This window comes from Cupriavidus sp. 05L411, from assembly GCF_056398045.1.
The window spans coordinates 1-13,708 of sequence record NZ_JBFTOQ010000015.1 but is presented as its reverse complement, the minus strand read 5'-3'; the positions used below and the strand labels follow the sequence as shown (position 1 = coordinate 13,708).

General features: G+C 65.6%; 15 protein-coding genes. 9 read left to right on the top strand and 6 right to left on the bottom strand.

Going from position 1 to position 13,708, the window contains the following annotated elements; translation table 11 throughout:
• Nucleotides 1–24: 24 nt before the first annotated feature.
• Together AC1DQR_RS19010 and AC1DQR_RS19005 are read right to left on the bottom strand one after the other, a co-directional pair.
• Nucleotides 25–1,341: an MFS transporter gene (locus AC1DQR_RS19010; protein ID WP_416049893.1), complete on the bottom strand. Its 1,317-nt coding sequence runs from the start codon at nucleotides 1,339–1,341 to the stop codon at nucleotides 25–27.
• 218 nt (nucleotides 1,342–1,559) lie between these two features.
• The gene (locus AC1DQR_RS19005) at nucleotides 1,560–1,805 is read right to left on the bottom strand and encodes a hypothetical protein (RefSeq protein WP_416049892.1); all 246 of its coding nucleotides are present in this window, start codon (nucleotides 1,803–1,805) and stop codon (nucleotides 1,560–1,562) included.
• 419 nt (nucleotides 1,806–2,224) lie between these two features.
• On the opposite strand from AC1DQR_RS19005, the gene AC1DQR_RS19000 reads away from it, so the two are divergent.
• Entirely contained in the window at nucleotides 2,225–3,118 is an 894-nt protein-coding gene (locus AC1DQR_RS19000; protein ID WP_477133546.1) for a DODA-type extradiol aromatic ring-opening family dioxygenase, read from the top strand.
• Nucleotides 3,119–3,131: 13 nt separating this feature from the next.
• On the opposite strand, the gene AC1DQR_RS18995 is transcribed toward AC1DQR_RS19000, so the two are convergent.
• The 4 genes from AC1DQR_RS18995 to AC1DQR_RS18980 all read right to left on the bottom strand — a co-directional run bounded on the left by AC1DQR_RS18995 (nucleotide 3,132) and on the right by AC1DQR_RS18980 (nucleotide 6,755).
• The gene (locus AC1DQR_RS18995) at nucleotides 3,132–4,253 is read right to left on the bottom strand and encodes an MFS transporter (RefSeq protein ID WP_416050401.1); all 1,122 of its coding nucleotides are present in this window, start codon (nucleotides 4,251–4,253) and stop codon (nucleotides 3,132–3,134) included.
• A 253-nt stretch (nucleotides 4,254–4,506) separates the two neighbouring features.
• Nucleotides 4,507–5,859, bottom strand: coding sequence for an MFS transporter (locus AC1DQR_RS18990; protein WP_416050400.1), 1,353 nt, complete (start codon nucleotides 5,857–5,859; stop codon nucleotides 4,507–4,509).
• A gap of 35 nt (nucleotides 5,860–5,894) precedes the next feature.
• Entirely contained in the window at nucleotides 5,895–6,308 is a 414-nt protein-coding gene (locus AC1DQR_RS18985; RefSeq protein WP_416049890.1) for a VOC family protein, read from the bottom strand.
• Nucleotides 6,309–6,335: 27 nt separating this feature from the next.
• Entirely contained in the window at nucleotides 6,336–6,755 is a 420-nt protein-coding gene (locus tag AC1DQR_RS18980) for a GNAT family acetyltransferase (RefSeq protein WP_416049889.1), read from the bottom strand.
• A gap of 150 nt (nucleotides 6,756–6,905) precedes the next feature.
• Here AC1DQR_RS18980 and AC1DQR_RS18975 point away from each other — a divergent pair, with 150 nt between their 5' ends.
• The 8 genes from AC1DQR_RS18975 (at nucleotide 6,906) to AC1DQR_RS18940 (ending at nucleotide 13,139) form a co-directional block, all read left to right on the top strand.
• Complete coding sequence (locus AC1DQR_RS18975; RefSeq protein ID WP_043350459.1) at nucleotides 6,906–7,520, top strand: HD domain-containing protein; 615 nt, start codon at nucleotides 6,906–6,908, stop codon at nucleotides 7,518–7,520.
• A gap of 79 nt (nucleotides 7,521–7,599) precedes the next feature.
• Nucleotides 7,600–8,148, top strand: coding sequence for a GbsR/MarR family transcriptional regulator (locus AC1DQR_RS18970; RefSeq protein ID WP_150991189.1), 549 nt, complete (start codon nucleotides 7,600–7,602; stop codon nucleotides 8,146–8,148).
• A gap of 93 nt (nucleotides 8,149–8,241) precedes the next feature.
• Nucleotides 8,242–9,753: a TIGR01777 family oxidoreductase gene (locus tag AC1DQR_RS18965; protein ID WP_416049887.1), complete on the top strand. Its 1,512-nt coding sequence runs from the start codon at nucleotides 8,242–8,244 to the stop codon at nucleotides 9,751–9,753.
• Nucleotides 9,750–10,355, top strand: coding sequence for a DUF4166 domain-containing protein (locus AC1DQR_RS18960; RefSeq protein ID WP_477133545.1), 606 nt, complete (start codon nucleotides 9,750–9,752; stop codon nucleotides 10,353–10,355). Before AC1DQR_RS18965 ends, AC1DQR_RS18960 begins: the two co-directional genes overlap by 4 nt.
• Nucleotides 10,352–10,786, top strand: a complete 435-nt coding sequence (locus AC1DQR_RS18955) for a hypothetical protein (protein ID WP_416049885.1) — start codon at nucleotides 10,352–10,354, stop codon at nucleotides 10,784–10,786. Before AC1DQR_RS18960 ends, AC1DQR_RS18955 begins: the two co-directional genes overlap by 4 nt.
• A 138-nt stretch (nucleotides 10,787–10,924) precedes the next feature.
• Nucleotides 10,925–11,623: a hypothetical protein gene (locus AC1DQR_RS18950; protein WP_416049884.1), complete on the top strand. Its 699-nt coding sequence runs from the start codon at nucleotides 10,925–10,927 to the stop codon at nucleotides 11,621–11,623.
• 62 nt (nucleotides 11,624–11,685) lie between these two features.
• A complete protein-coding gene (locus tag AC1DQR_RS18945; protein WP_416049883.1) occupies nucleotides 11,686–12,699 on the top strand; it encodes a M35 family metalloendopeptidase in 1,014 nt (337 codons plus the stop codon).
• Entirely contained in the window at nucleotides 12,696–13,139 is a 444-nt protein-coding gene (locus AC1DQR_RS18940) for a hypothetical protein (protein ID WP_477133544.1), read from the top strand. Before AC1DQR_RS18945 ends, AC1DQR_RS18940 begins: the two co-directional genes overlap by 4 nt.
• Nucleotides 13,140–13,708: the final 569 nt, after the last annotated feature.

Genomic DNA, 13,708 nt, shown 5'->3' with positions numbered 1-13,708 from the left:
ATTTCAAAGCGACGTCCGGCGGTATTACTGCAGGGGCTTGCCGGTACGGTCGTGCATGAACAGCAGCGCGACAAAGCTGATCGCGGCCGCGGCAATCACGTAGTAGGCCGGCGCCAGCTTGCTGCCGCTCGATGCAATCAGCCAGGTCACGATCAGCGGGGCAAAGCCGCCGAAGATGGTCACGGCGAAGTTGTAGGCAAGCGACAGGCCGGTGGAGCGGACCTCGGTGGGGAACTGCTCGGCCAGCACGGCCGGTGCCGGGCCGGTGAAGGCCGCCAGCAGGATGCCCAGGATCACCTGGACCATCAGCAGGGTCTGGGTGGTCGGCGAGACGTTGAGCCAGTGGAACAGCGGATAGGCCAGCACGCCGATGATCAGCGCCACGGTGCCCAGCATGCGCTTGCGGCCCACGCGGTCGGACAGCATGCCCATCAGCGGGCACAGCACCAGGATGATGGCGCCGCACAGTGCGGTCGACTGGAAGGTGGCGCCCAGCGGCAGGCCGAGCTGCTGCTTGGCGTACGACGGCATGTAGAACACCAGCACATAGGTGCAGACCGTCCACAGGATGGTCACGCCCAGGCCGGCCAGCACTTCGCGCGGATGGTCGCGCAGCACCTGGGTGAGCGGCGAGAACTTGACCTTGCTGGCAGCGCGTTCGGCGCGGCGGGCCTCAAAGGCGGGCGGCTCTTCCAGGTGCGAGCGGATATACATCCCGACCGGGCCGATCAGCAGGCCGAACAGGAACGGGATACGCCAGCCCCAGGCATCGATCTGCTCCGGCTCCAGGCCGTTGATCACCAGCGCGCCCATGGCAGCGCCCAGCATGAAGGAAATGCCCTGGCTGGCCTGCTGCCAGCTCGCGTAGGCGCCGCGCTCCTCGTCGGGCGCGTGCTCGATCAGGAAGGCGGTGGCGCCGCCAACCTCGCCGCCGGCCGAGAAGCCCTGGATCAGCCGGGCCACCACGATCAGCGCCGGTGCCCACAGGCCGATCGACGAATAGGTGGGCGCCAGGCCGATGATGGCGGTGCCGAGCGCCATCATCAGGATGGTCAGGGTCAGCGCAGCCTTGCGGCCGACGCGGTCGGCGTAGACGCCGAGCACAATGGCGCCGACCGGGCGCATGAAAAAGCCCACGCCGAAGGTGGCGACGGTCAGCAGGAAAGACGTGAGGTCATTGCCGGTGGGGAAGAACAGCTTGGCAATGATCAGTGCAAAGAAGCTGTAGACAGTGAAGTCGAACCACTCCAGGCCGTTGCCGATGGTGGCGGCGAGGATGGCCTTTCGTCGTTGGGCTTTGGATATTTCGTGGACTTGAGGTATTGCAGCGTTGGCTTGCATGTGGCGTTTGATGCGGTGAGAAATCGGCGGGAGGCCTGCCCCGAAACCGGACATGCACTCTGAAAGGCAGAATAGTAAGCGATTCTTTAATTGGCCAGCAGGATGGCAGCGTGTGGAGTCAGATCCGCATGGCCGGCTGTGCGGCCAGCGCCCCGTGGAATGTTCCACGTGAAGCAAGCATGCGCGTGCCCGGCGTCCAGGGCGCGCGACGGCCGGATTCAGGGCTGGCTGGCGTGATGCTGGCGCGCGCTGCGGGCGTCGGGCGCCTCGCCCGGGCCGGCTTCTTGCTGCGGCTCCGGCGTATCCGGGCGCTGGCGCGTGAGCCAGAGCCAGAGGGCGCTGCCGACCCACCCGGCCACGAAGACGGAATCGCCCACATGGTTGAGCAGCGCCGGGGCGCCAGGCGCATTGAATACATCGACCAGCAAGGGGGCGGGAAGGCGGGCGGCGATCCATAGGAGCACAGCCGGTCCGCTTGCATACACGCCTGGCTGCCACCAGTTTGCATGGGGCAGCAAGGGCCTGTGGGCTGTGCGCTTGACCACGGTGTTCTCCAACCTGACACGCTTCAGGGCGCGTCGTATCCAGTCATGCGGGGTTTGCCAGGGCCCGCGCGGACGACGCATTGCGCCGCGCAAAGCTGGGCCGGACCCCGTGCTGGAATCATAAGCCGATTGCCCGCTGCGTGTCCGAATCTTTAAAGCGTTGTGTGGTGCACCCCACGCTCGCAGGGTGGGCTGGGGGCGCATGCGGTGGTGGAAAGTGCGGTGGCGCCGCGTGAATTCAAGTTTTTTGATGGAGGTGTCCGCAAATAGGCGGCGCAGGGGCTGGGCAGTTTTGTCAAACTGAACACCGCTATCAAAAGGATTTGAAGGCCACCATCATGCTTCCCGCCATCTACATCTCCCACGGTTCGCCCATGCTCGCCCTTGATCCGGGCCCGAGCGGCGCCGCTTTCGACGCCCTTGGCCAAGCGCTGAGGGCGCGCAAGCCGCGCGCCGTGCTGGTCGTCTCGGCGCACTGGATCTACAGCACCCTGGTGGTCGGCACCCGCGAGCGGCAGGAGGCTTGGCACGACTTCGGCGGCTTTCCGCGCGCGCTGTACGAACTGCGCTACGACGCCCCGGGCTCGCCGGCGCTGGCCGCTCGCGTCAAGGCGCTGGTCGAGGCCGCGCAAGTCCCCGGCGCCGCGGTAGTGCTGCAGGACGATGAGCGCCCGCTGGACCACGGCGCCTGGATGCCGATGCGGCATTTCTTCCCGGATGCTGACATCCCGGTGGTGCAGCTGGCCTTGAACCCCTATCTCCCCCCCGCAGCCCAGATCGAGATCGGCCGGGCGCTGGCACCGCTGCGCGACGAGGGCGTGCTGGCGCTGGGCTCGGGCAGCTTTACCCACAACCTGCAAGAAGTCTTCGGTGCCGGGGGCCGGCGCGAGCAGCACGGCTCGCCCGTCGAGCCCTATGTGGAGGCATTCCGCGGCTGGATGATCCAGGCGCTGGACGATGCGCTCGCCACCGGCGACACCACGCGCATCGCGGACTATCGCGCGCAGGCGCCGTATGCGCGCCGCGCCCATCCCGCCGACGAGCATTTGCTGCCGTTCTTCGTGGCGCTGGGCGCTGCGCTGGGCCCGCACGAAGGCGTGCCCGCCAAGCAGGCGCCAGCCGGCGTGGCACGCGTGGCCGATGAGGTCACTTATGGCGTGCTGGCGATGGACACCTTCGTGTTCGAAGGGGCCGGCACGCGCCATGCGGTGGCATGGAGCGAGGCTGCCTGAGCCAGCCTGGGCATCAGCCCTTGCGGGCCAAGAGGTAAGGGCGCGCCAGGCGCGCGCCCGCCATGGCGATCCAGCCCATGGTGAGGGCAACCACCCCCAGGCCGTATTGCAGGCTGGTGACATGGGCCACGCCGCCAATCATCACCGGCCCCATCAGCAAGCCGATATAGGCAAAGCGCGCCACGCGCGAGATGGCTTCGGCCGGCGTCACACCCGGCAGGCGCGAAGCCGCCACGAAGAAGATCGGCACCATGTTCGCCGCGCCCAGGCCCATCAGCGCGAAGCCGACCAGGGTCGCCGCCGGCGCGGGCCACAACAGTGCCAGCAGGATCCCCGCGAACGCCACCCAGGCGCTGGCGCCGAGCGTGCGCGCGTCCGGCCAGCGCGCGCGCAGGCGGTCGCCGCCAAAGCGGCCGCAGGCCATGCCACCGGAGAAAGCGGCATAGCCGGCGCTGATCCAGGCGTCCGGCGCCAGCGCCACCTCGCGCATGTAGACGCTGGACCAGTCATACATCGCACCCTCACCAACCAGGCCCAGGAACGCCATCAGGCCCAGCAGCCAGAGCGCGCGCACCGCATGCGCGCGGTGATGCGCGGAAGGTGGCGGCACGGGATGGTCGTCCAGCAGCCAGGGCGCCACGCCCGCCGTGACCGCCGCGGTCAGCACCGCCATGCCGAGGGCGTGCGCCAGCGGCGGCACGCCCAGGCCCAGCAGCACGCCGCCAACCGCCGCACCCGCCATGCCGCCCAGGCTGAACATGCCGTGCAGCGCGGACATGATGGGCCGCGCGCGGCTGGCCTCCACCGTGGCGGCCTGCGCGTTCATGCCCACGTCGAAGGCCGCGTTGGCCATGCCAAAGGCGATCAGCGCCAGGATCAGCAACGCAAACTCCGGCATGGCCAGGATGGCCACGGTAGCCAGGGCGTAGACCAGCCCGCTGCGCCGGCAAGCGGCCGCGCTGCCCACGCGCCCCACCCAGCGCCCCACCGGCCCCATCGCCGCGATGGCGCCCCCGGCCACGGCCAGCATGGCCAGCGACAGTACTGCATCCGACAAGCCGAAGCGCGCCTTGATGGTCGGGATGTGCACGCCCCAGGTGGCAAAGGTGGCGCCGTTGACAAAAAACAGCGCCATGGTGGCGCGCGCGGCATGCTCCACGCGCCGCGCGCTGACTGGCGCGGCGGCGGGTGCTGCGCAGGAGGGGGAGGGCGGCTGGGTCAGGTTGGGGGAAGCGGAATCGGGCATATGGGCGGCAGGCACGGCCGGTCGCGCCGGATGGCGCGGGGGGTGCCCTGACGGGTGCGGCAGGGTAATCGAGCCCAGCATCGTCGCACATCGGTGCGTCGGGCGCATGACCGGCGGCGGCGTAGCCAGCCAGCGTGGCCGGCTACGCCGCCGCCGTGTGGCTGGCCGTGCGCAGCAGCCCGCGCCGGTGCAGGGCAAAGCTGAAAGCCGCCAGCGCCGTGAGCGCCAGCACCACCATCACCCACAGCATCAGCCAGTAGCCGCCCGCGGCGCGCCACAGCAATGCGCCCAGCCAGGGTGCGGCGGCCTGCATCAGCAGCACCGGCGTCATCATCAGGCCGTTGAGGGTGGCGTAATGGTGGCGCGAGATCAGTTCCGGCATGGCCATGGCGCGCAGCATGGTATTGATGCCGTTGGCGCAGCCGTACAGCACCGCCGCCAGCATCAGCCATTTGCCATAGCCGAGCGCAAAGCACAGCAGGCCCAGGCACATCACCAGATAGACCGGCAGCGACAGCCGCAGCGGGTGGCGCACGGGAAAACGCATCATCACCAGGCGGCCGACCACCTGCGCCGGCCCGATCAGCGCCGCCACCACCAGTTGCTCGCCCAGCGGCAAGCCCTTTTCGGTCAGCATCGGGATCAGGTGGGCGCCCAGCAGCGAGGCAATCACCGCCAGCGCGGTGAAGGCCAGCACCACCGCCCAGAACACCGGCTGGCGCAGTGCGATCCCGGCGATGCCCGGTTGCGCGGCATCCGCCAGCGGCGCCGGCGCCGGCGCGGCCGCGTAGGTGGCATGCGCCGCATAGCGCAGGCGGGCGTGCAAGGGCGCGCAGACGAAGAGGTTGAGCCCGGCGAAGCACAGCAGCGTCTCGCGCCAGCCCAGGTGCAGCACCAGCCATTGCGCCAGCGGCACGAAGATGGTGCTGGCAAAGCCCGCCATCAGCGTCACGGTGACGATGGACTTCTGGTAGCCATCGCCAAAGGCCTGGCGCAGCACGACGAAGGCGGGCTCGTACAGCGTGGTCGCCATGGCCAGCCCGATCGGTATCCACATCAGCAGGAAGGTCGCCTGGTTCGGGCTCCACGCCCACAGCAGCAGGCCGGTGCCGGCCAGCACGGAGCCCGTGCACATCACGGCGCGCGCCGGCACGCGGTCTAGCAGGCGGCCCACCGCGAACGAGCACATCGCCCAGACCAGCAGCCCGAGCGAATAGCCGCCGGCGAGGAAGGGCTTGGAGTAGCCCAGCGTCGCGCTCATCGGCCCGATGAACACGGTGAAGGCGAAATACAGCGTGCCCCAGGAAATCGTTTCGGTAATGCCAAGTGTCCAGACCAGCTGGCGTGGCGAGATGGCGCGTGGGCCGGGTGGGGCGTCTTGTCGTGTCATGGCGCGCCTGGACGCGGTATGTACCGCCGCACGATGGCCGCCGTGAGGATGCGGATGGCGCGCTGGGCGGCGAGGGGGTGAGCGGGAATTGTAGCGGGCATCCAGGCGGAATGCCCACCTTGCGTCACATGGGCTAGCGGCTATTGCTTACCCGTGGGCGGCCCTTTGAGCTCCACCATATTGCCGTCCGGGTCGTGCACGTAGATCGACGGGCCTTTGCCTTCGGCGCCGAAGCGCATCTCCACGGGACCGGGTTCCACGCCGTGCGCACGCAAGTGGGTGCCGATCGTATCGGCATCGAACGGATCGAGGCGCAGGCAGAAGTGGTCGAGGTTGCGGCCTTCCCTGCCCGGCCCGGCACCGCCGGCACGGCCCAGCGGGCCGTCCAACGCTACCAGGTCGATCAGCCCGCCGCCCGCGCGTAACTGGATCAGGCCGAATTCCGCCTGCACACGTTCGACGCTGCAGCCAAGCACGTCCACATAGAAGCGCATGAGCGCCGTCACGTTGCCGGTACGCAGGACAAGGTGATCGATGCCGAGGATGCGGAACATGGCCAAAACTCCCTGCGCGCCCAGCGCTCAGATATCCGGAATCAGCCGCTTGCCCAGGCTGACCGCCTCGTCCTGCGCGTACCCGAGGCCGCGGTAGAAGTCGATGACCTTGCTGTTGCCAGTGCGCACCAGCAGGTTGATCTTGGGGCAGCCTCGCTCGATCAGCAACTGCTCGGCGTGCGCCATCAGGCGGCGGCCGTAGGCGCGGCGCTGGTGATCCGGGTGCACCGCCAGGTAGTAGACCCAGCCGCGATGGCCGTCAAAGCCGATCATGGCCGATGCCACCGGGCGGCCCTCCACTTCGCCCACGAGGAACAACTCGGGCTGCTCGGTCAGCTTGCGGGCAATGTCTTTCTTCGGGTCGTTCCACGGCCGGGTCAGGCCGCTGGCTTGCCAGAGGTCGATGATGGCGGCTTCGTCGGCGGCCAGGTAAGGGCGGATCTGCATGCGGATTGATGCGCCGCGGCATGCGGCGGCAATGTTAAGTCCTTGACAGTGTAGCCGCCAAACCTGTGCCAGAATCGTTCTTCAATCGATGTTGAATCGTTGTCCATCACAAACAAAACAAGCAGGATCACCCTGCACGGAGACCCCACAATGAGTGAAACGACCACGCACGCACGCGCCACCTTCAGCCACATGGAACAAGGCACGCGCGAGGACTGGGCGGCGATATCCGCCGAGTTCATGCCCTTCGCGCAGGCGCTGGCCGACCGCGTGCTCGATCACCTGCGGCTGCTCGACGGCGACTGCGGCGGCTTTCCCATCGACCGCCTGACCCACTGCCTGCAGACCGCCACGCTGGCCCACCGCGACGGGCGCGACGAGGAGTACGTGGTATGCGCGCTGCTGCACGATATCGGCGACACGCTCGGCAGCTTCAACCATCCCGACATCGCCGCCGCCATCCTCAAGCCCTTCGTCAGCCCGGAGAATCTGTGGATGGTGGAGAAGCACGGCGTGTTCCAGGGCTACTACTTCTTCCATCACCTGGGCCTGGACCGCAACCTGCGCGAGCAATTCCGCGACCAGCCCGCGCTGTTCGAGCGCACCGCGGAGTTCTGCGCCAAGTACGACGGCGCGGCCTTCATGCAGGACTACGACACGCTGCCGCTGTCCTTCTTCGAGCCGATGGTGCGGCGCGTGTTCGCGCGTCCGCGCAACTCGATGTACGTGAAGGAGAACGAGAGCACGCTGGCGCAGCCGGCCTGAACCTGACCGCCATAGGTTGACTGCAAGGAAGTTGAGTTTCTGTCTTGACGGAAATTTCCGAACAGATAAACTGTCAGGCATGGAACTTCAACCAGTCGCACAACGCTTCGTCCTGCACTGGGGCGAAATGGGCTCTAAGTGGGGCGTCAATCGCACCGTCGCGCAGATTCACGCCCTGCTGTTCCTTGCCGAGCATCCGCTGCCGGCCGAGGAAATCGCCGACACGCTCAACGTCGCACGCTCCAACGTCAGCAACAGCCTGAAGGAGTTGCAGAACTGGAAGCTGATCCGCACCGTGCACATGATGGGCGACCGGCGCGATCACTTCGAGACCATCACCGATGTGTGGGACCTGTTCCGCACCGTGGTGCGCGAGCGCAAGCAGCGCGAGTTCGATCCCACTATCGATGCCTTGCACGAATGCGTGAACAATCCCGCGTTCGCCAAGGAGAGCAAGGAAGTGCAAAAGCGCATCATCGCCACCTTGCAGCTGATGGAAACGCTGGGCAGCTGGGGCGACGAAATGCTGCGCCTGTCGCCCGATACCCTGGTCAAGGTGATGAAGCTCGGCGCGCGCATCCAGAAGCTGGTGCGCGGCGACCAGCGCGCCCGCGAAGCCGGCAAGTAGCACAGGCATGAAAAGCAGGCCGCTGCGGTGGCCGCTTTTTTTGACCAGATATTTCTCTTAAAACAGAAATTAATGTAAATAAGGATGCTTGAGATGGACCCCACCAGCGGCACGCTCTACACCGTCATCCTCAACCTGCTGATCGTGCAGGGATTGATGGGTGCCTTCGATACCGTCTGGCATCACGAACTGCGCTGCGCCTTGCCGCAGCAGCACAACGCCGCGCCGGAGCTGCGCCTGCACGCGATCCGGGCGGTGCTGTACGGCGTGCTGTTTGGCGGCCTGGCCTGGTTTGCCTGGGGCGGCACCTGGCTGGTGCCGCTATGGACCATTGTTGCCATCGAGATCCTGCTCACGCTGCGCGACTTCGTGGTGGAAGACCAGACCCGCAGCCTGCCGCCGAGCGAGCGGGTGACGCATACCGTGCTGGCCATCAACGGCGGCGTGATCTTTGGCCTGCTGGCCTGGCATTCGCAAGCCTGGTGGGAACTGCCATCGGGCCTGCACTTCCATCCGCAAGGCTGGCAAAGCTGGGTGCTGAGCGTGTTCGCGCTCGGCGTGGCCGCCTCTGGCGTGCGCGATGCGTTCGCAAGCCGCTCGCTGGCGGCCCGCGCCGGTGCTACGCCGTCGTTCGATTTCACCGGCGCCGATCCCTCCCGGCGCGCGCAGTCGTTCCTGCTGACCGGCGGCACCGGCTTTATCGGGCAGGCGCTGGTGCGCTCGCTGCTGGCCGATGGCCATCGGGTGACGATCTGGGCGCGCAACCCACGCGTGGCCTCACAGCTGTTCGACGGCCGCGCCGCATGCGTCGGCTCGCTGGCGGAGATCGATCCGGCCGTGCGCTTCGATGTGGTGATCAACCTTGCCGGCGCGCCCATCCTCGGCCCGCGCTGGAGCGCCGCACGCAAACACAGCCTGGTGGAAAGCCGCGTGAGCACCACGCGCGCGCTGGCAGCGTGGCTGGCCGCCGCAGCGTACCGGCCGCGCCTGATGATCAATGGCTCGGCGGTGGGCTTCTACGGCATCCAGGGTGATGACGACCTGAGCCAGCGTACGGAGGCCAGCGCGCCGCAGGACATCTTTGCCTCGCAGTTGTGCCAGCAGTGGGAGGACGCGGCCCGCGCCGTGACGCCGCTCGGCATCCCGCTAGCCATCCTGCGCCTCGGCGTGGTCTATGGCCATCAAGGCGCGCTGCCCGCCATGCTGATGCCGGTGTGGCTCGGCTTTGGCGGCCCGATGGGCAGCGGCCGGCAAGCGCAGAGCTGGGTACATATCCACGACGTGCTTGGTGTGATCGCCTGGCTCTGCCGGGCCGACGCCGCGCAAGCCGCCCCGGCGGCTGTCGCCACCTATAACCTGGTCGCGCCGGATACCCCGAGCCAGGCCGGGTTTGTGCGCACGGCGGCTGCGCTGCTGCGCCGGCCCGCCTTCATGCCCACGCCCGCATGGCCGATGCGGCTGGCGTTGGGCGAGCAGGCCACGCTGCTGCTCGACGGGCTGCGCGTGGCGCCGGCGCGCCTGCAGCAGGAGGGCTATGCCTTCCGCTTCCCGACCCTGCAACTGGCGCTGGAGGACCTGCTCGGCAACGGGCGGGCACGTCGATGAACACGTTAGCCGCGCATGGCACGCACGCGGGCCCGCAAAGCCTGTACGGGACCATGCTGGGTGCCGCGCTGGCCAGCCTGCCGCCGGTGCTGCAGCGCGTGCATCGTGCCGAGGGCGTGCACCTGCGCGGCACGCTGAGAGTGCGCTGGAGCGCGCGGCGCTGGCTGCGCGCGCTGATGCGGCTGTCGGCGCTGCCCCGGCCCACGGCGGCGGCGGCGACCCTTGTGACCATCTCGCCGGAGCCCGCCGGCGAGCGCTGGCACCGCAGCATCGGCGGGCACATCGTGGCGAGCCGCATGCGGCTCGCGCAGGCCGGGCAGGTGACGGAACGCATGGGGCCGCTGGCAATCGTGCTGGCAACGCGTGTCGATGGCACCGGCCGGTTGTGGCAGGCCAGCCGCGGCGTCAGCCTGTTCGGCCTGACCGTGCCTTGGCTGCACGTGCTGGCCAGCGAACGCGCACGGGATGCGCATAGCTATCGCTGCGACGTGCGCATATGGGCGCCACGCCTGGGCTACCTGCTGCGCTATGACGGCGTGCTGACCATCCGCGAACCTGAATCTGAATCTGAACCCGAGACTTACCTGGAGAATGTGGCATGAAGTCCAATCCAACCATCGGGCGCCATGCGTCCGTCAGCCTGCCCCGCGTACCGGCGTGGATGCCCGCCGTACTGCGGCTGGCAGCCGTCTATAACCTGCTCTATGCGATTGCGCTGAGCCTGTGGCCGTCGCAGATCTTCGACTGGCTGGGCATGCCGGCCACGCCTGACGCCATGATCCGCTGCATTGGCATGATGGTGGGCGTCTACGCGCTAGGCTACTGGATCGCGGCGCAGGACATGCTGCGCTACTGGCCGCTGGTGGTGGTGGGACTGGTGGGCAAGACGCTGGGGCCGCTGGGCTTCTTGCATGGCGCGCTGACCGGCGTGTTCGCATGGCGCAGTGGCTTGTTCGTGCTGTGCAGCGACCTGATCTGGTGGGTGCCGTTCTGGGGGATGACGCTGTTCGCGTTGAAGCATCGGGACCGCTGATATTGCTGCGTCAGCAGTGTCTTTACCCCTGCCTTCGCGCAATCCCCAAGCAAAAGCAGAAATTTCCTAATCTTTTATCGCACCGTGTTGGGTATAGATTGAGGCACCCCGAATGTAACTTATAGGAGGTGCACTTTTATGGCGCTGCCCAACACGCCCTTTCGCCCATGCGGGCACGTTCTGCACACCCGGCCAGCGCTGTTCGTGCTGATCAACTACGCGCCACGCGAGGGCCAGCCGGACTGGTGCAACGCCTCTTGCGAATTCGTGGAGGAGGGCAACGCCGATGCCGGCTCGGCACTGGCCGTCCATATCTCGCCCTTTGACGCACTGCTGAACGCCGCGTTCGTGTCTAGCCCAGGCAAGCCGTATCACGTCGTGCCTGCGGCGGCTTTCGATCCCCGGACGCTGATCCGGGATAGCGGCGGAAAGCTCCATATCAACCTGCACTGCGGCTGGGCTGCGAGCGATGGGCGCATCGTGGTCCGGCGCAAAGGCGCGCTCGCCAGCGTTTGCATGGTGCAGACCGAAGAGATCCCCCCAGCGCGGCGCGATGCCATCGAGCTCGAGATCGACCAGCAAGGCATTGCCAGGTACGAACGCCTGCGCGAACACGCCGGGCTGTTCGCGCATGCGGATGCGCATTGCCTGCTGGAAACCTGGACGGAACAGCAACGGCATCAGGCCGTGGCGCTGGCCATACAGCGCATGCCGGGAACGGTCTGCGTGGGCGCGCAGATCAACCAGGTTGCCCTCTACGACCCCGAAGCCGCGCAATGGCACTTCGTGCCCATCGAGGTCTTCTTCGGCAAGCCGGATCGCAAGGCGGTTGCCTGAACGGCCGGCTTCAGGCCGGTTATCGAGTTTCAGCAAGAACACGCTATGAGAGAGGTCTTCTTATGATGAATTTGCGATGTGCGCTTCGCGACGGGGATCGCACCAGTAACAACGGCATGCTGATGGGCACCGGGGAGATGACGCACCACGGCGCGCGGGTTGGCGTCGAAGGGGATTTTGCCACCTGCCCGGTGTGCAAGAGCGGCGGCACCGTCACCAATGACTGCTACCCCGCATTCAGCCTGATGGACAAGCAGATCCTGGTGGAAGGCGCCCGCGTCAACTGCAAATGTGCGGTCAAGCCGATTGTCATTGCCTCGCAGAACACCTTCACCATTCAGGTGAACCACGGCGGTCACACGCATTTGCCGGCGGATAGCGCTGCCGCCTCGCCGGTGGAGGCATCGAACAAACTGGTGGCGGGGGTGCCCAGGGAAACGGCTGAAAACGATCCCACGCTGATCTGCCAGAACATGAGCAACGCGGAGTTCTACGCCACGATGAACCGGCTGCGCGACAAGGCTGTGCGGCTGCTGGCTGACCGTCTGGTCGAACTGGACCGGTGGAATCGGGCGGATCAGGACAAGGTCAGGCTCTGGTTTGGCAATGCGAGGGAGGATACGCGCGAGACGTTGCGTGATGGGTTGGCTCGGATGCTGGAGATCATGCGTGGGCTGACTGACAGGAACTATGAGCGCCAAACAAAGGAAGCGCTCGCCAGGGCTGGGTGCGTGCCGCGCGCGAAGGATGGGGAGATTCCCTCTGTCGCTTCCGTTTGTAAGCCTGATCGCACTTTTACAATTTTTTTTAGTGATGTCTTCTGTCGAATGGAGGAAGAGAATATGAGGTATGACGGAATACATCGTCTTAAAGACTCAAAATTGGTTACGTTGGTGCACGAGGTTTCCCATTTTCCTGCTGCGATGGACAGTGGCGATGATTGGTACTATCCATCTATCTCGCAGCAGCGGGCTGCTGAGCAGAATGAGTTTTGCATAAAAATGGCAGATAACATTGCCTGTTATGTTGTGAACATTCCGAAATGGCTCGATAGTGGTCCAGTATGGAGGCCATGATGAAGGTTTTGATATTCACGGTTGCTGTGCTGATTTCTATCAAAGTGTCGGCCTGTACCCCTCCATTCCTAGGCTACGATGCAGAATTTGAGCCGGGAATGGAAGCGTTGTCCGCAAAGGAGGTCATCAAGCTGGCTGAGTGGAAGATTCGGTTAAAAGAGGTGTACCCGAACGGCGGAAGGTATTACATCAGAATCAATGAGCATGAGGGTGCGGGTGTGCCAGGTAGCTTGGCGGAAGCGCGGCGTCGGAGTCTTCTCGCCACGCTGAGCAATCTCGGTGTAAGCAATGTGGATATTGCCAAGGTTGTCGTTGGCAAGTTCACCACCGAAAAGACGGTGACATCGGGATTACGGCGCTATGCAAATATCGCGGAACTTGCCCTCGATCCCCGTTGCCCGCATCCTTGTTGCCCAGGGCCCCAGCCAATTGTGAGGTAAAGGATTGCAGATTGACGCCGGTATGAAGGTCATAGTGAAAAGAAGCCTGGCTTTGACTGCGTTCTGTTTTTCACTTCCCACAATGGGGTGCACCTTGGGGTATGTTGACTACGAGCCCGTGTTTTCAAATGGTCGATCTGATCTATCGGCAAGTGAGGTCATGCGTCTGGCAAATTGGCGGGCACAACTTAGACTATGGCTCCCGAGTGGAGGGAAGTATCTGGGCTATGTTCGCCAGAATGCGCGCGTAGGTGTGTCAGCCAAGCTGGCGGAGCAGAGGCGAAAGAACCTGTTGTCTACGCTTTCGAATATGGGTATCGACAAGGTGGACATTGAGGAATCAGCAGTCCGTAGATTTAGCGACGGCCTGAGGCCAGGTCCGGAACTGCGCCACCTCACCAATGTTGCGGAGATTTCAATTGTATTAGCTGGGACTCGATCTGACAGATAGTCGGGCTGTTGAATCGAGAAGCGCGGCTCAATGCGGGATCAGTTTCTCCTTGGCGAGTTCCAGCGAGTCGAGGAAGGTGCGCATGGGCGTTTTGCCGTAGCACCATCGCCCCTGATGT